This is a genomic window from Alkalihalobacterium chitinilyticum, from assembly GCF_029028005.1.
GTDB lineage: Bacteria > Bacillota > Bacilli > Bacillales > Bacillaceae_F > Alkalihalobacterium > Alkalihalobacterium chitinilyticum.
Genome location: NZ_JAOTPO010000001.1, coordinates 101,697 through 120,539, shown reverse-complemented (window position 1 = coordinate 120,539; position 18,843 = coordinate 101,697). Strand labels below are relative to the sequence as shown.

The following is an 18,843-nucleotide window of genomic DNA, read 5'->3' as shown; positions in this document are numbered from 1 at the left end:
GCTCGGTTTTTCTAGTAAAAAAAGGAGAGAAGTATTCTTCTCTCCAAATAAATGTTTATTGTTAACGTTTCTAGTTTTCTTCTTCTTCATCATCTTCTTCTCTTACAGTTGTAGATGCACTTGTTGCTGTCTCTTCATCATCTTCTGGATCTGGTTCAGGTTCCGGAATAAGATCAATTGGCAATTCTTCATCTTCGTCGACTGGAGGCTCAATAGGTTGCTCTGGTTCCTCTTCTATTGGTTCCTCGATTTCAATGACAGGAATTTTAACTTCGCCTTGAGCAGGATCACTTTTTATACTAGGATCTTCATCAGCAATTGCAATCACTTGGAAACGATACGTCGCACCTGGTGTTGGGCTCGTTATAATATGCTGCATATCTTTTGTTGTGTAAATTGGTTCAAAGCCGCCATCGTCGATACTTTGCATGATATTAAATGTAACCGCACCTTTTTGGTTGCTCGGATAACCCCATGTGAGGATGATTTGGTCTGCGTCTTCGTTGTAACCCACTTTGAAATCAGAAGGCTTCGGTATACTTTGGAATGCTTCTGATACTCTCGTTGGTTCAGTTCCTTTTACAAAGTATTCATAGACAATTTCACTTTGTGGTGTGAATGGACTAGGCAGTAATCCGGTTCTTCGTTCAACTCCAACTCTAACGACCGAGTCAGGTTGATTGAAGTCCGGTGTCTCTATATTTCGAGAAACTTCCTCCATAATGGCTTTAAAAATCTGTTGAGCAAGTCTACGGTCATTGTTTATGAGATAATTTCCTTCTCCTTTTCGGTCATAACCAGTCCAAACGGCTGCAGTATAGCGTGTTGTGTACCCAGCAAACCAAACGTCGGGAACTCCACCATCAGGAATTTTGTATTTTTCTCTGTCTTCTCTTTGGAAGTTAGTTGTTCCTGTTTTCCCTGCAAGTGGGAGATTAGGAATATTGGCATGTGTACCTGTACCATTGGTAACAACCGTCTTAAGCATGTCACTAATCATAAAGGCCGTATAATCACTCATGGCAACAACTGGTTCAGGTGCCATATTAATAACTTTTCCATCAGGAAATTCAATTTTACGAACTGTATGAGGCTCAATGTACACTCCTTCATTTCCGAAGGCAGCATATGAACCTGCTAAGTCGAAAGTCGAAATTCCTGTTGTAAACCCACCGATACCATAGGGTTCGTAAATGCGGTTATCTTCAAAAGGAATTCCTAGAGTGGACGCAAAATCACGTGCATTCTCTAAACCTACTTCTTGTAGTGCTTTAATCGCTGGAATGTTTAAAGAATCGGCTAATGCTTTTCTCATTGTTACTGGTCCTGCATAATTACGGTTATGGTTGCGGATCTCTGTACCATCTGAATACGTATGAGGTTCGTCCACAATGACCTTACCTGTTGACCATTTTAAATGCTCGATAGCTGGTCCGTAATCTAAAACAGGTTTAATAGTTGATCCAGGTTGTTTCTTAGCAGTTGCAAAGCTAAATCCTCGTTGGACCCCGGTTTGATGACGCCCGTTGCCTATCGCTTTGATTTGCCCTGTTGCTGTGTCAATAAGCGTTACACCGGCTTGAAAATCCTCATTACTCGGATACGTTGTGATGAATTCATCGGTTTGTAATACTTTCTCAACGTGAGTTTGAGCATCTGGATCTAGTGTAGTATAAATCTTTAATCCAGCTGTAAAAATGTCACTCGTTGTAATTCCCTCAAGCGACTCTACTTCAGTGATAACTTGATCAATAAAAGCTTGATAAGCGCTAGCTTCACGCTTTGCGGGATTAAGTTGATCTTGAACCGAAACAGCTCTCGCTTTTTGAGCTTCCTCACTCGTAATCTTGCCGTGTCGCTCCATCAGCGCGATAACTGTATTTCTTCTTTTTTCAGCAGCCTCAGGGTTGTTTAATGGGTTAAAATGGTTTGGACGCTGCGGAAGCCCAGCAAGAAGAGCCGCATCTTCTATTGTTAAATCCTCTAAATTTTCTTTACTAAAATACGTAATGGCGGCTTGTTGAACACCGTAGGCACCGCCCCCAAAGTAAATCGCATTTAAATACATTTCCAGTATTTGATTTTTAGAATATTGTTGCTCTAATTTAATAGCTAAATATTGTTCTTGAACTTTACGAGAAATTGTTTTTTCTGGTGATAAAAACAAGTTTTTTACGACTTGTTGTGTAATAGTACTTGCACCTTCAGCACCAAATCCACCTGTAACATTTGCAGCAACTGCTCCAAACATACGTCGCACATCTACTCCAAAGTGCTCCCGGAAACGAACATCTTCAACTGCGATAAATGCATCTTCCACTAGTTCAGGAATATCATTAATATTTACATAAATTCGATTTTCAACTGCTTCAAGGAGTGTAATTGAAGCATCATGTTGGTCAAGGATTTCAGTTGACTGAGCTAACATTAACCGATCCTCATTTAATGGTGGCGCAGTGGCAATCATTGAAAAGACTGTGATACCACCTGCAACAGCAAGTACGGTAAAGAATACAACCATTGCTATTAAGAGCTTTTTGAAAATACCTGTTTTCTTCTTCTTAGGTGTCGCCTTTGATTGCTCTTTAGCGCGGCGACGCCCAGTTCGTGTATTCATATTCTCACTCATGTTTGTTCTTCCTTTCTATCTAAACGAAAGAATAAAAATAATCTTGATCTATTCTTATTGTATCTTTATCTATTAACGTTTTTTGTGTCTGTTTCGTTACATTATTTTTGAAAAAAAAGTTGGTCGACTACTTTTAAGTAATCAATTCTTGGATGATATTCCTGTTCTATTAAAAAACCAAGCTGAGCAATTTCTGCTTTTGGAATGGATTTTCGTCCGTCTTTTTGCTTTTCGTAATACTCAATTAAATGATGTGCATTTAAATAGTATATTTCGTCTAGTAAAGTAAATCTTAAAATGATAAAACAAATACCTTGTTGGTCTAGAACTTGTTTCATATGTTCAATTTGGTGAAGATGAAAGTTTTGCAAAGGAAATGATGTCTTATTTCTAGTTTCCTTCGCTTCAAAGTCAATGTGCCGCCCACGATATACACCATTGTAATCTGTAGTAGAAGCTTGTTTAAAATAGGCCTCCTTAATAACAGCTGCACTTCGTTTTGGATAATCGACTTGGACGATTTGCAAAGGCGTCGGCTTTTTATGAATGACAGCAATTCCACGACTCAAATAATATTCGTTTGTATCATTTAAATCTTCTTCCAGCGTCATCCCGCGATTACCGAATGTTTCTTTTTTGTTAGGGTTTGAACGGTTAACGGGTGCGGAGTACTTTTTACCATTTGGATAACGGATAGCCAATGTAAATCAGCAACCTTTCGTTCAAAGAGTAGGTCTCTCTAAGAAAAGTAATGAAAACAAAAATTCTCATCAAGTTATCATATCATAAAACGGATAATCAGAGAAGTTAAAAAAAGGGTGATCTAAAGTTGTGGCAAAAGGAAAATGGAATCGTTAGTACTATAAAAAAGAAAACCATTGATGGAAATATAGATAATATAAGTCGTACAAAAGCATACTTGAAATACTACAAAAATAATCAAGAGATTTGGTGGGCCTTGTTAGCTAGTATGGTTTCCCGTAATGCAGGGTGGAATATGACGGACTTAAAAAGTAACTGGTATGAAACCTTAATAACTCCTCAATATAGTTACACATTATTTTTAACTTTTGAACGCGCCAATTGGCTTATTTTTTCAGATGCTTATCCACAACTGCTCATATATGAAGTTTCAAAAAAAGAAAAACAACCACTTTTTCATTTACTACCCTATTTTGATGTAAGTGAATTCATGATAAGGGAATGGAACATATTCTGGAATAGTGGAAATCTAGAGAGGCTTTGTACGGCTCTTATTATTAATGAACAGCACTTGATCCAAGGACCTGTGATTGAGCATCCTTTCTACTCAAGCCATGTATTTAAATCGTTGCCATATTTTTTAGTGGAGCACTTGCATTTCAATACGGTTCTTTTCCCTACTTTTGAAGGCAATCTCTATGGGTTTAGTGTCGATAAGTTTCAGAAGGTTGAGAGAAGAATTGAATTAGGAAAGAAGTTAGCATGGTTACTTTTTAAATCTGAACAAAGTTCTCCTATTCATCGATTTGCGCTTCAAGTCGAACCAACTGGCTCTAGAAGAGATTATGAAAAATATGTAAAGTGGAAAATTTTAAAACATACACCGATCCTTCGAACCGCTTATTCACCAGTACTACATCAAAGACATGATTATGGAGATTGGTCATTGTCGACTCGTAATGTGAAACGTTTTTTTAAGAGCTGGACAGAACCAAGAAGGGAATATAGATTAACGAGCTGGTATCAACAGAAAATGGCAGAATTATTTATAGCCATGAAGATTGAGACTACATTAATTAAGGCATTTCGATAAAAAATAGGTTTTAGGAAAAAAGAAAAGGCTGACATGTGTCAGCCTTATTCAGCTGGGCGATTAGGCCCTGTTAATTTTTTATCACCATACCCAGGAGCATTATGATTTTGTTGACTGTTAGGTTGTGCTTCTTGTTGTTTTTTCATTGAACGTTTATTGTTTTTAGCCACTTTTAACCCTCCATTTATTTTGTCTTTTATAGTATTCGTTCAAGTAAAAAAACCATACATAAGATTTCTTTAGAACGACTGATTTTGGAAGATCACCACTTTCTTTGACGAATAAAAACTAGTTTTGTCAAGTACGAAGGGAAAGTAATAATGCGCTACGAATAGTACATTAACAAAAGTGATGGAGGGATTTCTAATGGAAAATGTGTTAAAAACGAAAGAAGTTTCTGATCTATTGGGGGTAAATCCAACGACGGTCCAAAGATGGGTAAAATATTTTAATATTCATTGTCAATTAAACGAACACGGCCATTATTTATTTCAAACACCACAAGTTGAAACGTTAAGGGAAATTCAAGGACAACTTAGTGAAGGAAAAAAAATGAAGGATGTCAAGGTATCAAATAAAAGCATCATTAGTGAGAGTGAACCGCCTGAAGAAGTCATGCCAACATTTAAATACGAGCAAAAATTAGAGCAAATGATGCAACGTATTGAAGACTTAGAACAAAAACTTGCTGCAAAAGCAGATGATGTCGTTACGTATCAACTACTTAATCATCGTAAAGAAATTGAAGCGATGAGTAAAAGCCTTCTTTCGATTGAACAAAGGCTAGACGAAATGGATGAAGTTATAAAGCAAAATATGACGATTCCGTTAGAAGAACTACCACCAAAAAGACGTTCGTTGATGCAACTTTTTTCATTCTAAATAGTTTTTTGTTATGATGTGTTGTGAGGTGATCCCATGACACATGAAGAATTAAACAAACTAATCGAACTGACAAAACAACTACGCGAGTTTAACGATGCTTCTCGAAAGCAATATACAACCTATACGATCAAAGAAGGCTTTACTGCTGATTTTTATACAGACGTAAAGCCTTTTGCTGATCGTGTTTTTATGACTGCAAACCCGTGGAAAGAATTAGCGGAGCAGTGGGTAAAGGAGTACAGACCTAAATATGTTTATACGATGCAACTTTCAAATGCTTATGACCAATTGTTGGAAACGTCGGTTGCAGCTTTTCAAAAAGATACAAAATCAAAACGTTTTATAGATACAATTAAATCGATTGATTACCTCCTTGATACGGTTCTCATCCAAATTAAACAACATAACAAATAGATATTATGTTAATATGTAGGAAAATTCTAATAAATCTATAGAAATGGAGTGATTGGATGAAGCATGTAGTAGAGATGGAATGGCTTTCTCGTCATTTAGAGGATCCAAATGTAAGAATTGTCGATTGTAGATTTCAATTAGGAGCACCAGAGGAAGGGTTTAAAGCTTATCTAAAAGACCATATTCCAGGATCTTTTTACTTTGACTTAGAAAAAGATCTATCAAGTGAGGTAAAAGAGCATGGGGGAAGACACCCTCTTCCAGACGTGGAAGAATTGGCAGGTAAATTATCTGCTGCTGGAATTGATGAACATGTCACTGTTATTGCTTATGACGATCAAGGAGGACCTTTTGCATCAAGGATGTGGTGGCTGTTAAATTACTTAGGCCACTCAAAGGCTTTTGTATTAAATGGCACATATAGTCAGTGGAAAGAAAAAGGTTATCATGTAACAGATAAAATTCCTCAACTCTCTATCCGAAATTTTGAGGCAAACATCCAATCAGCATTCCTTATTGAGCGAAGTGAATTGATGAACAAAGTTAGGACTAAAAACCAAGATTACATATTACTCGATTCTAGAGAAGAAAAGCGGTATTTAGGAATAGAAGAACCAGTAGATAAAATTGCAGGACATATCCCAACTGCACGTCATTTCTTCTGGAAGGATTCGCTGACTGCAAATCAGAAGTGGAAACCGGTTGAAGAACAAAGCATGCGTTTAGGGGGGCTGGATAAAGACAAGGAAATAATCGTCTATTGCGGATCTGGTGTAACGGCTTGTCCTAATGTATTGACGTTGAAAGAAGCTGACTTCACCAATGTCCGTCTTTACGTAGGGAGTTGGAGTGATTGGATTACATATGAGGATTACTTAGTAGAAGCAGGAAGATAAATTTACATAAGAAAGGTGACTAAATAGGGTGCGCTTTCTGCTCTAACCTTATTTAGTCACCTTATTATTTAGGTGTTTAACTTACGGTGTGGAAGTCTCCATTGAAATGATACAGATAACATTCTCATAGTGACAATCAGTATAAAAAGTATAATTAGACCTGCAGTACCATTTACGATGTTAAGACCTATGCCAAGTCCTGCTAACATTGTCCAGGCAATGTATATTTCCTTTTGAAGAAAGAGTGGCTTTCTTCCAGCTAAAACATCTCGGATCATTCCACCGCCTGTTCCAGTTAATGCAGCTGCCACGATGACTGCACTTAAAGGATGTCCCATGGCTGAAGCGTACATTGCTCCTTGAATAGCGAAGGCAGCAAGCCCTAATGCATCAAAGAAAATTCCCCATTTTATCCAATGGTTAATCCAAAGAGAAGGTATAAAGAAGGCGATTGTCATAACAATTATTGCAATTGTAAAAAGATTGCCTTGTTCCCATAACGCAGAAACAGGAACACCTATTAGCAAGTTTCTGATGGCACCGCCGCCAAAAGCAGTAACTAAGCCTAGGATATAAACTCCCATCAAATCATAGTCTTCTTCCATTGCAACAATTACTCCACTTAAGGCAAAAGCAATCGTTCCTATTATGTTTAAAATATCCCAAGCCATCTGACTACCTCCTTCGTGTTGTATGTGACTTCGATAAAAAACGAACGCGATAAATCGCGCTCGTCTTATATCCTTTTATGTAAGGAAGCAGTTTAGTTGTTATCTGTTAGGCTTAGAAAAATCATATAAGCTAAAGTAACAAAAGAAAGAACAGCTAATGAAGTCATGATTAGACCAGATGGTTCAGCAGCACCTTCGGCAGCTTCTCCTCCTCCTGCAGCTAAGACAGTAGTAACTGGAAGAAGCAGTAAAGTAAATAAAAACGCTGTAAGCATCGTTAATTTTTTGATCATTTTCGATCCACCCCTTTTTACGCATAATTATGACAGATCAGCTCTGTCATTACAAATGATACCAACATTTACATTATAGTTTTCTACAAACGGAATCGCAATATAAATTGCCTTGAAAAGATTTTTCAAAGCAGTGAACTTATGATAAGATGTTAAAGGATATTTCGTTCGGCCAAAAGGCTGTCCTATAAGTATTTAATCCTTATGTTTATATGATTTTAGTTCATTAAATTGATGAAGAACGATCTAGGGATATTTATAGAGAAGCTAATTAATTTCTACTTCAGAAAGGGATTACAACGATGGGGAAAATTAATATAGAAGACATTATTATTGCAAATCAAACGTTAAAGGATGTAGTCTTTCATACACCTTTACAGAAGGATCAGGTTTTATCAGAAAGATATCAATGTAACGTGTACTTAAAAAGAGAAGACTTACAAGTCGTTCGTTCTTTTAAAATACGGGGTGCTTATTATCAAATCCAAAGTCATCCGAAAGAAGAGCTTGAGCAAGGTGTAGTTTGTGCAAGTGCTGGAAATCATGCGCAAGGAGTAGCATATTCATGTCGCACGCTAAAAATTAAAGGAAAAATCTTTATGCCTTCTACGACCCCACGACAAAAAGTAGACCAAGTTAAGTTTTTTGGAAAAGAGTATGTAGAAGTAATGTTAACAGGGGACACGTTTGATGACTCTTTTAATGAAGCAATGAAATACAGTACGGAACACAAAATGGCATTTATCCATCCTTTTGATCAGGAAAAGATTATCGCGGGTCAAGGAACCGTAGGAATGGAGATTATGAATGATATCGACGAAAAAATTGACTACTTGTTTAGCTCAATTGGTGGAGGCGGTTTAATCTCGGGTGTAGGTACGTACATTAAGAGTATTAGTCCTAAAACAAAGGTCATCGGAGCAGAACCTGCAGGAGCGCCAGGAATGAAAAACTCCATTGATGCGGGTCAAGTTGTAGAACTTGATAAAATCGATAAATTTGTAGATGGAGCCGCAGTTAAGAAGGTTGGACAACTTCCATTTGATATTTGCAAAAATGTGTTGGATGATATTGTCTTGGTTCCTGAGGGAAAAATATGCACAACGATCCTTGAATTATATAATCAAAATGCCATTGTCGCTGAACCTGCTGGTGCAATGCCAATCGCCGCCCTAGATTTCTATAAAGATGAGATTAAAGGAAAAACGGTTATATGTATAGTTAGTGGAGGAAATAACGACATTGGTCGAATGCAGGAAATGAGGGAACGTTCATTGATTTATGAAGGTTTACAACATTACTTTATCATTCAGTTCCCACAACGAGCTGGGGCGCTCCGTGAATTTATTGAAGATGTTTTAGGACCAGATGACGACATTACTCGATTTGAATATACGAAAAAGAACAATAAAGCCAATGGCCCTGCATTGGTCGGAATTGAACTAAAACGAGACGAGGATTATCATCTCTTTATTGAACGCTTAAATAAAAAAGGCTTTGAATACGATGAAATCAATAAAAATGAAAGTTTGTTTAACCTACTCATCTAAGGCGTGATTATTAACAAGTTTAATGGTAGTATAGTACTACAAAGAGATATGAGTAGGGGAGGAAAGTAAAATGTCCGAACATAAAGGAATTTTGCTTGAAAGTGGTACTAATGAACTAGAGGTAATTGCATTTACGATTGATGAAGGAACATTTGGCATAAATGTTCTTAAGGTAAGAGAAATTATCAACCCATTACCTATTGTAAAAGTACCAAATAGTCATCCGAATGTAGAAGGGATAATCCGATTACGAGATGAAGTTATTACAGTAGTCGATTTAGCTAAAGTGCTAGGTTTTCCACCTTCAGAAGACAGTGAAAAAGATAAGTTCATTGTAGCTGAACTGAATCAAATGAAAGTGGCTTTTCACGTTCATAATGTGTCAAGAATACATCGTATCTCATGGGAACAGATCGAGAAGCCGACTGAATTATCGCAAGGTCTGGAAGCTTCGACAATTGGTGTTGTGAAAATGGATGAACTAATGCTTCTTTTATTGGACTATGAAAAAATAGTCGTTGATATTAATCCTGAATCTGGAATTAATGTTGGACAACTGAAGTCGCTTGGAAAACGTGAACGCAGTATGAAAAAAATTGTAGTAGCCGAAGATTCGCCTATCTTAAGAAAATTACTTCAAGATACATTATCGGAAGCTGGTTATGTGAATGTTCAGTTTTTTCATGATGGTAAAGAAGCATGGGAGTTTCTCGAGCAGATAAAACAATCCGATGTAACTGTTGAGCAAAAGGTACAATTGGTCATTACAGATTTAGAAATGCCGAAGATGGACGGGCACCATTTAACGAAGAGAATTAAAGATGATGTTTGTTTAAATGTTTTACCAGTTATTATATTCTCGTCATTAATTACAGGTGACCTCTATCATAAAGGGGTAAGAGTAGGTGCAGATGCACAAGTAAGTAAACCTGAAATTGTAGAACTCGTCCATATCATTGATAAACATATTATTTAGAGGCTGAGTTATTTCATTTAAGGTAACAAATTAAACTGTTCAGGATGATCACTAATTAACATGTATAGTTTTCATTAACGAAAGAGGCTGACATTTTGCTAAAGTCAGTCTCTTTTTTATATTGTGGAAAATGTAGAATTAGTAGAATTGTATTGGTATAATAAAGTGATAGAATAGTAAAAATGTAGGGGGAGTTAAGTAGTGGGGATTGCACAATTTTTTCGCTCAAAACAAGAGGAAAGTCTAGCAGATAAAAGTATGAAACATGAGGCTTTTCTTAGAATACCTAGTGACAAAAAAGAATTGAAAGAGCAAGTAAAAATAATAAATTTAACACTGGATGATTTAAAGGTTATCCAAGAATTGAAGCCATTTGTAGAAAGAAATGTGGGAGATCTTACAGACATGTTTTATTCTACAATAGGGCAGTCACCGGACTTGGTAAACATTATTTCTAACCACTCTACAATAGAAAGATTAAAAGGTACATTACAAACTCACTTAATTGAAATGTTCAGTGGTACAATAGATGAGGTATTTATAGAGAAACGTATTCGTATTGCAAAAGCGCATGTTCGAATTGGTCTAGAACAGAAATGGTATATCTGTGCCTATCAAGGTTTGCTCAATCATTTTGTAGGACTCATTGAGAAGGAATTTGAAAATGCAAGTGACACCTTAATTGCACTGAAAGCCGTTACTAAATTAATTAATCTAGAACAACAATTAGTAGTGGAAGCTTATGATGAAGAAATACTGCGCTTAAAACAAAAAGAAGAAGAAACGAAAAGTGAAGTAAAAGCATTAATGGATGAAACATCAGCTAGTTTAGCCACGCTGGCACAGGAAACGAATGCAGCGATTGAGGAAGTTAATGCACAAACAGATGAAATGGCCGTTAAGTCAACAAAAGGACTAGAAATTGCAAGTCTTGCCGAAGAAAAAGCAAACGATGGTAAAAAGCTAATTGACCAAGTAAGTAATAATATAAAAGATATTAAGAAAACAACAGATATTATTACCGAAGATATCACTGAACTTGAAGTTACGGCAAAACAAATTAATGAAATTGTAACGATTGTTCAATCGATTGCAAATGAAACGAACCTCCTTGCCCTAAATGCAGCCATAGAAGCAGCACGTGCTGGTGAACATGGAAAAGGATTTGCTGTCGTTGCGGAAGAAGTACGAAAACTATCTGAGCAAACCAATCAATCGGTAGAAGGCGTTAAAAAATTAATTGAAAAAACAAATGAACAAATCTATAAAAATAATGCCAGCATGAAAAAAGTAGAAACGTTGGTCGAACAAAGTAATCAAAATATGAAGGATACTGAAGCTTCTTTTGTCGAGATTATTCAACAAATGAACGAAACTAAAGAGAAAAATAGAGAAATTCAAACCGATTTAGACGAGTTTACGCGAGTAATCGGTGAAATTGCAAAAGCATCGTCTAACATCGCCTCAGCTTCAGATAATCTCCTTCACACAACTAAACAATGGTAATAAAGAAAGGTACCTGGCACCAGCAGGATCAGATTTAGAAAAAAACTCTAATTAACTACCAATTAAGATGAAAAAATTTTTTAGCGGACTCACAGGACCTTATTTACTTAAAATCTATCATGTTATCAGTGTTAGTGGACTGAGAGGTCCTTATTTGTAGCATTTTTTGTGTAAAAGGTTGTATTATTATCCAATAAGAGCCTCAGAGTCCGTTAGACCTTAGAAAACACTGTTTTTTCCAGAAATAACGGCTCTTGAGTCCGCTTGTTGTAAAACAAAACAACAAGCGATATCTGACCCTCACTAAAGAAAGAGGTGCAAATCATAAATTGATTCGCACCTCTATTTTTTGTAGTGTTTAATAGTTTTTTCTTCGATAACTGACACGTTAGCCCGATATCTTTTTTTGTTCTTATCTTTAAATTAATTAAGTGCCAGCATACTTTCCATATCATCTTTTGCATTGCTGATAAGTTGTAGATTAAATGCTTCTTGAAGTACATTTAATACCCCTGGAGTAACAAATTCAGGTGGCTTTGGTCCGATTCTGATGTCCTTAATACCTAAGCTGAACAGACCGAGCAGGATGGCAACAGCTTTTTGCTCAAACCATGATAAAACGATACTCACTGGCAATTCATTTACTTCACAACCAAACGCATCAGCTAAAGCCATTGCAATCTTTACAGTTGAAACAGAATTATTACATTGACCCAAGTCTACAAATCTAGGAATGTTAGTTCCTTCGATCGTTCCGTATTCAACATCATTAAAACGGAACTTTCCACAGGATGTTGTCAAAATAATGGTGTCATTTGGGAGCGAAGTAGCTAATTCACGATAGTAATTGCCGCCAGGACCAGGTGCATCACAACCAGCAATAACAAAGAAACGCTTTATTTTACCAGCTTTAACTGCGTCAATAATTTCAGGTGCTAAGCCAATAACTGTCTCATGGTGAAAACCAGTTGTTAATGTATCTTCACTTTCCATATCGGCGTCAGGTAGAACTAACGCTTTTTGGATTAAACCAGAAAAGTCATCATTTTCAATCTTATGAACACCTTCTAAACCAGTAATATCATAGGAATAGAAACGATCAGAATAGCTGCCTTTTATCGGCATTACACAGTTTGTAGTTGCAAGAATGGCCCCAGGAAACTTTTCAAACAAACGGCGTTGATCAAACCAAGCTTTCCCGATGTTACCTTTTAAATGCGGGTACTTTCTTAGTTCCGGATACCCATGTGCAGGTAACATTTCCGAGTGTGTATATATGTTTACTCCTTTACCTTCAGACTGTTTTAATAATTCCTCAAGGGCGAGTAAGTTGTGTCCAGTAACGATAATTGCTTTTCCTTCAACTTTATTTTGACTGACAGTAATCGGTTGCGGAATACCAAGGCGATCTGTATGAGCTCGGTCTAAAAGTTCCATGATACGTACAGCAGCATTCCCAACTTTTAATGCCATATCGATATGTTCTTGCATATTAAAGTTTGAATTCGTTAATGTCATATAAAGTGCTTCATGTGTTACTTTATCAACTTCTGGGTCTGAATATCCTAATTGTCTAGCATGAGTAGCATACGCAGCAATTCCTTTTAATGCAAAGACAATCGTATCTTGTAAACTGGCTATATCTTCATTTTTTCCGCAAACTCCTACGATCTTACATCCACCTGTAGGTGTTTGCTCACATTGATGGCAAAACATAAGGATCCCCTCCAATAATAAACATGTATTTAAAATACATATTAAAGGATTGGAAAAAATTCCACTGTGATAAAAATCACACCTTCATTAATTTTCACAACTTAGTCAAAAAACTGTAATTAATTAGAAAATTTCGATTTATAAATATTCATCAATATGCATTGAAAAGTTTAGTAGATTTGCGTATTGTTAATATGAGATACATAGGAGGAGAGAATTTCATTGAATCATTTGATAACTCGTTGGTTATTTATTATAGTCGGATTACTAATAACATCATTAGGTTTAAGGATATTGGCCATCCATCATTTCACTTTTGGAGGTACTGCAGGAGTTGCTACCATATTAGACTTTCTAACGAATTGGTCTTGGGGAATTTTATTCTTTCTAGTAAACTTGCCGTTTTTTATCATCTCCATTCAAAAGCTAGGAATGAGGTTTACAATTTCCAGTCTTGTTTCCATTACTGCAATTTCTTTTATTAGTGAATGGTTTCAGGTTTTTCAAGTGACTCCTTTTCCTGATTGGCTTGCAACGATTGTTGCAGGACTATTTATTGGAATCGGTGTGACGCTTGTTTTAAATAATGGGTCTTCACTCGGCGGTATTCACATCTTAGCGTTATACTTAGATCAAAAGTTTAAAATTAACCGTGGTATTACTATTTTTGCAAGTGATTTCTTAATTATCTTCTTAGCTGGAGTATTAGTCGGTTGGTCAAACGCATTACTTTCAGTAGCTGCTATTTTTATTGCAAGTTCAATTATTGGGCGATATAAAAAGAGCCCTATTAATGAAAAGCAAGTTCAAGAGGAAGAGGCACAATTCCAGGCTGTGTCAACACAAGTTCAAAAATAGACTGGAAATAAAAAAGCGGAAAGGTGATGTTTTTTCACCTTTCCGCTTTTTGTACGCTAAGATTATAAATTTTTCAGTAAACGTTCATTTTAATTTAATGTTCTTGCTCCAAGATAACGGGAGTTCCAGTATGAACCATCAATACTACTGATTGTTACCCCAGTTGATGAACCTGCATGAATAAATTGACGGTTACCGAGATAAATTCCTACGTGTGATGGTCCTGACTGATACGTTGTAAAAAAGACAAGGTCACCAGGTTGCGGGTTAGTGGTAGCAGTACTCGATCCCCAAATAGATGATGTGTTCCTTGGGATCGACCTTCCATGTTGTTTATAGACATATTGTAAAAACCCGCTGCAGTCAAAACCAGACCTTGTCGTTCCACCCCATTTATAAGGAGTTCCTATTAAGGATTTTGCAGTGGAGATAACCGACGAATTGGCTACAGGTGTTGAAACAGTCTCCTCAACTGGTTCAGGTTTCTTAGCAGATGAGTCCTCAGCCTCTTCTGTGACATCAGCTGTACTGTTATTGGAAGCAACGGTGTTTTCTATATGTGTAATTGAAGTTTCAGAAGTAACAACTGCTCGTTCTTGTTCAATATTTTGTGGAGCTCTTTGATCTTTAGTTTTTCTGTAATCTGTATACGTCTTCTTTTTACTATCACTAGTCATATGTTGAATAGTTTGAGGTCCTGCTATCCCATCAACATTGAGTTGATGAGCCTTTTGGTAGTTGATGATTGCAGTTTTTGTCTGCGGTCCATATATTCCATCTATATGTTTATAATACCCTAAATCTTGAAGCTTTTGTTGAATTAAGGTGACAGCTTTTCCTTTATCTCCGACCTTCAATAAAAGATCTGAAGAGAGTTCCGTTATTTTCGTTAACGTTTCAGCTGGTGCGGCGGAAAGAAGTACAGAAGTTGTATCATTTTTATCTTCTTGGTAATGCACAATTTCACTCATTTTTTTTTGACTTATCGTATGAAATACATCTGTATGCTCATGATAAAGATGATTTAATGTCTTCTTTCCTGCAATTCCATCAGGTTTTAGCGAGTGAGATCTTTGATAGTCTCTTACTGCTTGTTTCGTAAGCATTCCATATAATCCATCCATTTTCCCGTTATAGTACTTAAAAGTAGCTAAGAACATTTGCAACTGGGATACAGCTGCTCCCCCTTTGCCAAAACTTATTGTTGAATACGGTTCGTACTTATTCACTTCTGAGTCTGCTTTTGGTTCAGTAGATGTTAATGTTCGTTCACTAACTTCTAATTCACTTGCACCTACATTCATCAATGAACTTAAAATAACTGAGGATGCTAAAAGAGTTCCCGTCGAATATTGAAAAAGAGTCATCATCGTCCTCCTAAGCTGTTTTTTTACATTCCATGCCCGAATGTTTCTTCACTGATGTAATGAATGATGACAAAAATTCACCCACGAACATCATCATTTTCATATGTAGACTCGTAAAACTATTCGATATAAAGTTTATGAAAATGACACTTTATGGGCTATTGTATGAGTGTTCCTAATGAATAGAACGGGATAGGTTTGTCTTGATACTTTATTACTAAAATAAAGAAATACCTTGAGTATTCAATTGAAAACGGGATGATCCACATTGTAAAATGAACTGTCACACCTTGGGATATGAGCTTAAAGGAAACAAGGATCTTCAAAGAGGGAGGGAAGTTAGTTGGAATTTCATTTCTTAGGAACAGGAGCTGGGGTACCATCAACAAAACGAAATGTAAGTTCACTGGCCATTCGTTTTTTACAATGCAACGGAAGTGTGTGGATGGTTGATTGTGGAGAAGGTACTCAACAACAAATTCTAAGGTCTTCCATTAAATTAAGTAAGCTTGAAAAAATATTTATTACCCACCTTCATGGTGATCATATTTTCGGCTTACCAGGTTTGCTTGGAAGCAGATCGTTTCAAGGGGGAATTACACCGCTTACGATTTACGGTCCAAAGGGTATCAAAGCATATATTGAGCAATGTCTTTCTCTTTCAAACACTACATTGCTGTATCCTTTATCAGTTGTGGAGCTAGAAGAAGGAATCATCTTTGAAGATAAACACTATTCAGTTCAATGCTTATTGTTAGAGCATGTCATGCCTAGCTATGGTTTTAGAATAGAAGAAAAAGCTCAAAGTGGGGAGCTGTTAGTGGATAAATTAAAAGAGAAAGGAATTACGCCTGGTCCGCTGTATAAAAAAGTGAAGGCTAAAGAAAAAATTCAATTAAGTACAGGAGAATGGATTGATGGTGCTGAATTTGTTGGACCAGAAGTTCCAGGTCGAATCGTTACTATATTAGGGGATACAAAACCGTGTGAAGCAGCTGTTAAATTAGCTGTAAATGCAGATGTACTTATTCATGAAGCAACTTTTAGTATTGAAAATCAAGAAATGGCTCATCAATACGGTCATTCTACAGCTTATGACGCTGCTAAAATTGCAAGAAATGCAAAGGTGAAGACGCTTATCTTAAATCATATTAGTGCCAGGTATGAGGGGAAATCTCATCTATTAGAAACAGAAGCATGTGAAGTGTTTCCAAATACTTATATTGCTCATGATTCGTATATACATACATTGTTGCGCAGCAAGAGCAGCTAAGACCTATTCATAGAAAAAGAAAATGTTTATCCTCAGGAATAAAACAGTTCAATAAAAGACAAATTAATACCATTGAACTGTGATTGTAAAGAGGAGGAAATGGTGTGGTTATACATCAACAAGTAGATTTCTATTTATTAAAAGCAAATCAGGTCATTGAACAAGCTCAAGAACAATTGAATGTAGGTATGCAAGTTCAAGAGGGAGATGTTGCTGAGTATACAAATGCACAACAACAGTTAGAGGAAATCAGTCAAGAAATTGAGGCGTTATCAAGAAGTGCAACGGCCGAACAAAGGGACCAGTTAGGTAGAGCACAACAACGTCTTCGACAAATGCAAAATCAAATGATCCTGCAACGTTCAGATTATTAATGAGAAAAAGAGGCTGATAAATCAGCCTCTTTTTTTATGAGAGTGAAAAACGAGCACGAAGCAATCTAGATGCTGCCAGTGCTGTGGTTATTGTTTAGCTAAGTCTTAGTTTGTGAGCACTAAGACTGTTGCTTTTTTATTACCAAGTGTAAGCTGCACCAACGATAATTAACAAGATGAATAATACAACAATTAGAGTGAAACCACCGCTATAAGTGTGTCCCATTCTAAGCACCTCCTTAAATTAATTCATCTTACATTTATAAGCTATGTAAAATTTCTTCTACATGTGTGGGCGATCTCCCAGAAAGTTTAACTTTCTTATAGGTTAAAATATACAAAAAGAAATAAGAGGAGAATTATTAAAAATATGGTATTGTAGTAGTAATAATAATTGTTTAGGAGTGTGAAACAAATGGTAGCAGAATTATTACCCCCAGAACGAGTTTTAATGGGTCCAGGACCAAGTAATGTTCATCCACACGTTTTACGTGCCATGTCTACTCCATTGTTAGGACATCTTGATCCTGCGTTTTTAACGATTATGAATGAGACGATGGATTTATTGAGAAAAGTTTATCAAACGGAGAATAAATTAACAATTGCGATGAGTGGAACAGGCAGTGCAGGAATGGAGACTGTTTTTGTCAATTTGGTTGAGCCAGGAGATAAGGTGATAGTTGGCGTTAATGGTTTATTTGGAACACGTATGGTTGATGTTGCTGAGCGATGCGGTGCAACTGTTGTGCAAATAAGTGCGCCATGGGGAGAAATTATTGAGCCTCAAAAGGTAAAAGAAGCTTTAGATTCTCACCCCGATGCAAAATTAGTCGCGGTCGTCCATGCTGAGACATCAACTGGGGTTAGGCAGCCACTAGAGAAGATAAGTGAAATTGTACATAATACGGACGCTTTACTTGTGTGTGATATGGTTACATCACTTGGCGGCTGTCCAACTGAAATTGATAAGTTAAAAATTGATGCAGCTTATAGCGGGACACAGAAGTGTTTAAGTGCACCTCCTGGGTTAGCACCTGTAACAATGAGTGACCGTGCTGTTGAAGTGATGAATAACCGCAAATCGAAAGTACAAAGCTGGTATTTAGATTTGTCTATGATCGTCAGCTATTGGGGAGAAGAACGTTCCTATCATCACACAGCTCCGATAACGATGGCTTATTCATTACGTGAGTCATTGCGGTTAATTGTTAATGAAGGTGTAGAGAATGTCTATGCTCGTCATGCGTTGTATGGAGAAGCTCTTCAACAGGGGTTAGAAGCGATGGGACTTAAACTGTTAGTTAATAAAGAACATCGACTTCATCAATTAACTTCAGTTTGTATTCCAGAAGGTGTGAATGATGCAAAGGTAAGAAGTCGCCTGTTAGAAAAATATGATCTTGAAATTGGCGGTGGCTTAGGAGAGTTAAAAGGAAAGGTCTGGAGAATTGGATTGATGGGCTATAACGCCAGACAACAGAATGTCACGTTAATGCTTAGTGCTTTAGAAGACATTCTTTTAGAAGAAGGGGCTTCCATTGAACAAGGGGCAGCACTTTCAAAAGCGAATGAAGTATTAAAGAAATGTGTACTCGTTTGATGAATACAATGTTCTAAATTAAAGGCAATATTTTATACTC

At 36.7% G+C, this 18,843-nt stretch carries 19 protein-coding genes; 11 read left to right on the top strand and 8 right to left on the bottom strand.

Features of this window, described 5'->3' with window-relative positions; genetic code table 11:
• Positions 1 to 70: 70 nt before the first annotated feature.
• Both N7Z68_RS00590 and recU read right to left on the bottom strand, forming a co-directional pair.
• Entirely contained in the window at positions 71 to 2,629 is a 2,559-nt protein-coding gene (locus tag N7Z68_RS00590) for a penicillin-binding protein 1A (RefSeq protein WP_275116512.1), read from the bottom strand.
• A gap of 101 nt (positions 2,630 to 2,730) precedes the next feature.
• Entirely contained in the window at positions 2,731 to 3,330 is a 600-nt protein-coding gene (gene recU / locus N7Z68_RS00585) for a Holliday junction resolvase RecU (RefSeq protein WP_275116511.1), read from the bottom strand.
• A gap of 128 nt (positions 3,331 to 3,458) precedes the next feature.
• On the opposite strand from recU, the gene N7Z68_RS00580 reads away from it, so the two are divergent.
• Positions 3,459 to 4,424, top strand: coding sequence for a DUF2515 family protein (locus N7Z68_RS00580; protein WP_275116510.1), 966 nt, complete (start codon positions 3,459 to 3,461; stop codon positions 4,422 to 4,424).
• Between the two features lie 44 nt (positions 4,425 to 4,468).
• On the opposite strand, the gene N7Z68_RS00575 is transcribed toward N7Z68_RS00580, so the two are convergent.
• Positions 4,469 to 4,594, bottom strand: a complete 126-nt coding sequence (locus N7Z68_RS00575; RefSeq protein ID WP_275116509.1) for a hypothetical protein — start codon at positions 4,592 to 4,594, stop codon at positions 4,469 to 4,471.
• Positions 4,595 to 4,790: 196 nt separating this feature from the next.
• On the opposite strand from N7Z68_RS00575, the gene racA reads away from it, so the two are divergent.
• Genes racA through N7Z68_RS00560 form a run of 3 tightly spaced genes read left to right on the top strand, consistent with a single transcriptional unit; the run spans position 4,791 to position 6,619 of the window.
• Complete coding sequence (gene racA, locus N7Z68_RS00570) at positions 4,791 to 5,306, top strand: chromosome-anchoring protein RacA (RefSeq protein WP_275116508.1); 516 nt, start codon at positions 4,791 to 4,793, stop codon at positions 5,304 to 5,306.
• Positions 5,307 to 5,342: 36 nt separating this feature from the next.
• Positions 5,343 to 5,723 carry a YppE family protein gene (locus tag N7Z68_RS00565; protein WP_275116507.1) on the top strand — a complete coding sequence of 127 codons (381 nt, stop codon included), beginning with the start codon at positions 5,343 to 5,345 and terminating at the stop codon, positions 5,721 to 5,723.
• Between the two features lie 56 nt (positions 5,724 to 5,779).
• Entirely contained in the window at positions 5,780 to 6,619 is an 840-nt protein-coding gene (locus N7Z68_RS00560; RefSeq protein WP_275116506.1) for a sulfurtransferase, read from the top strand.
• A 68-nt stretch (positions 6,620 to 6,687) separates the two neighbouring features.
• Here the strand turns inward: N7Z68_RS00560 and N7Z68_RS00555 are convergent, their stop codons facing one another.
• Together N7Z68_RS00555 and N7Z68_RS00550 are read right to left on the bottom strand one after the other, a co-directional pair.
• Positions 6,688 to 7,290, bottom strand: coding sequence for a trimeric intracellular cation channel family protein (locus N7Z68_RS00555; protein ID WP_275116505.1), 603 nt, complete (start codon positions 7,288 to 7,290; stop codon positions 6,688 to 6,690).
• 92 nt (positions 7,291 to 7,382) lie between these two features.
• On the bottom strand, positions 7,383 to 7,583 hold the full coding sequence (locus tag N7Z68_RS00550) for a hypothetical protein (protein ID WP_275116504.1): 201 nt from the start codon (positions 7,581 to 7,583) through the stop codon (positions 7,383 to 7,385).
• A 302-nt stretch (positions 7,584 to 7,885) separates the two neighbouring features.
• Here N7Z68_RS00550 and ilvA point away from each other — a divergent pair, with 302 nt between their 5' ends.
• From ilvA to N7Z68_RS00535, 3 genes are all read left to right on the top strand, one after another.
• Positions 7,886 to 9,133 carry a threonine ammonia-lyase IlvA gene (ilvA, locus tag N7Z68_RS00545; RefSeq protein ID WP_275116503.1) on the top strand — a complete coding sequence of 416 codons (1,248 nt, stop codon included), beginning with the start codon at positions 7,886 to 7,888 and terminating at the stop codon, positions 9,131 to 9,133.
• 70 nt (positions 9,134 to 9,203) lie between these two features.
• A complete protein-coding gene (locus tag N7Z68_RS00540; protein ID WP_275116502.1) occupies positions 9,204 to 10,109 on the top strand; it encodes a chemotaxis protein in 906 nt (301 codons plus the stop codon).
• Positions 10,110 to 10,310: 201 nt separating this feature from the next.
• Entirely contained in the window at positions 10,311 to 11,615 is a 1,305-nt protein-coding gene (locus N7Z68_RS00535; protein WP_275116501.1) for a globin-coupled sensor protein, read from the top strand.
• A 423-nt stretch (positions 11,616 to 12,038) separates the two neighbouring features.
• Here the strand turns inward: N7Z68_RS00535 and hcp are convergent, their stop codons facing one another.
• Entirely contained in the window at positions 12,039 to 13,331 is a 1,293-nt protein-coding gene (gene hcp, locus N7Z68_RS00530; protein ID WP_275116500.1) for a hydroxylamine reductase, read from the bottom strand.
• A gap of 222 nt (positions 13,332 to 13,553) precedes the next feature.
• Here hcp and N7Z68_RS00525 point away from each other — a divergent pair, with 222 nt between their 5' ends.
• Positions 13,554 to 14,189, top strand: a complete 636-nt coding sequence (locus N7Z68_RS00525) for a YitT family protein (RefSeq protein WP_275116499.1) — start codon at positions 13,554 to 13,556, stop codon at positions 14,187 to 14,189.
• Between the two features lie 89 nt (positions 14,190 to 14,278).
• On the opposite strand, the gene N7Z68_RS00520 is transcribed toward N7Z68_RS00525, so the two are convergent.
• Positions 14,279 to 15,556 (bottom strand): C40 family peptidase, encoded by a 1,278-nt coding sequence (locus N7Z68_RS00520; RefSeq protein ID WP_275116498.1) that lies wholly within the window; start codon positions 15,554 to 15,556, stop codon positions 14,279 to 14,281.
• A gap of 343 nt (positions 15,557 to 15,899) precedes the next feature.
• Between N7Z68_RS00520 and rnz the strand changes: the two genes are divergently transcribed.
• Positions 15,900 to 16,829 (top strand): ribonuclease Z, encoded by a 930-nt coding sequence (gene rnz / locus N7Z68_RS00515; RefSeq protein WP_275116497.1) that lies wholly within the window; start codon positions 15,900 to 15,902, stop codon positions 16,827 to 16,829.
• 104 nt (positions 16,830 to 16,933) lie between these two features.
• A complete protein-coding gene (locus N7Z68_RS00510; protein ID WP_275116496.1) occupies positions 16,934 to 17,203 on the top strand; it encodes a DUF2524 family protein in 270 nt (89 codons plus the stop codon).
• Positions 17,204 to 17,342: 139 nt separating this feature from the next.
• Here N7Z68_RS00510 and N7Z68_RS00505 read toward each other — a convergent pair whose 3' ends face one another.
• Positions 17,343 to 17,429 carry a YjcZ family sporulation protein gene (locus N7Z68_RS00505; RefSeq protein ID WP_275116904.1) on the bottom strand — a complete coding sequence of 29 codons (87 nt, stop codon included), beginning with the start codon at positions 17,427 to 17,429 and terminating at the stop codon, positions 17,343 to 17,345.
• Between the two features lie 189 nt (positions 17,430 to 17,618).
• On the opposite strand from N7Z68_RS00505, the gene N7Z68_RS00500 reads away from it, so the two are divergent.
• Entirely contained in the window at positions 17,619 to 18,803 is a 1,185-nt protein-coding gene (locus N7Z68_RS00500; RefSeq protein ID WP_275116495.1) for a pyridoxal-phosphate-dependent aminotransferase family protein, read from the top strand.
• Positions 18,804 to 18,843: the final 40 nt, after the last annotated feature.

Coding starts and splice junctions, on each gene's coding strand:
- N7Z68_RS00590 (WP_275116512.1), bottom strand. CDS start 2,629: ATGAGTGAGAATATGAATACACGAACTGGGCGTCGCCGCGCTAAAGAG.
- racA (WP_275116508.1), top strand. CDS start 4,791: ATGGAAAATGTGTTAAAAACGAAAGAAGTTTCTGATCTATTGGGGGTA.
- N7Z68_RS00565 (WP_275116507.1), top strand. CDS start 5,343: ATGACACATGAAGAATTAAACAAACTAATCGAACTGACAAAACAACTA.
- N7Z68_RS00560 (WP_275116506.1), top strand. CDS start 5,780: ATGAAGCATGTAGTAGAGATGGAATGGCTTTCTCGTCATTTAGAGGAT.
- N7Z68_RS00555 (WP_275116505.1), bottom strand. CDS start 7,290: ATGGCTTGGGATATTTTAAACATAATAGGAACGATTGCTTTTGCCTTA.
- N7Z68_RS00550 (WP_275116504.1), bottom strand. CDS start 7,583: ATGATCAAAAAATTAACGATGCTTACAGCGTTTTTATTTACTTTACTG.
- ilvA (WP_275116503.1), top strand. CDS start 7,886: ATGGGGAAAATTAATATAGAAGACATTATTATTGCAAATCAAACGTTA.
- N7Z68_RS00540 (WP_275116502.1), top strand. CDS start 9,204: ATGTCCGAACATAAAGGAATTTTGCTTGAAAGTGGTACTAATGAACTA.
- hcp (WP_275116500.1), bottom strand. CDS start 13,331: ATGTTTTGCCATCAATGTGAGCAAACACCTACAGGTGGATGTAAGATC.
- N7Z68_RS00520 (WP_275116498.1), bottom strand. CDS start 15,556: ATGACTCTTTTTCAATATTCGACGGGAACTCTTTTAGCATCCTCAGTT.
- N7Z68_RS00505 (WP_275116904.1), bottom strand. CDS start 17,429: ATGGGACACACTTATAGCGGTGGTTTCACTCTAATTGTTGTATTATTC.
- N7Z68_RS00500 (WP_275116495.1), top strand. CDS start 17,619: ATGGTAGCAGAATTATTACCCCCAGAACGAGTTTTAATGGGTCCAGGA.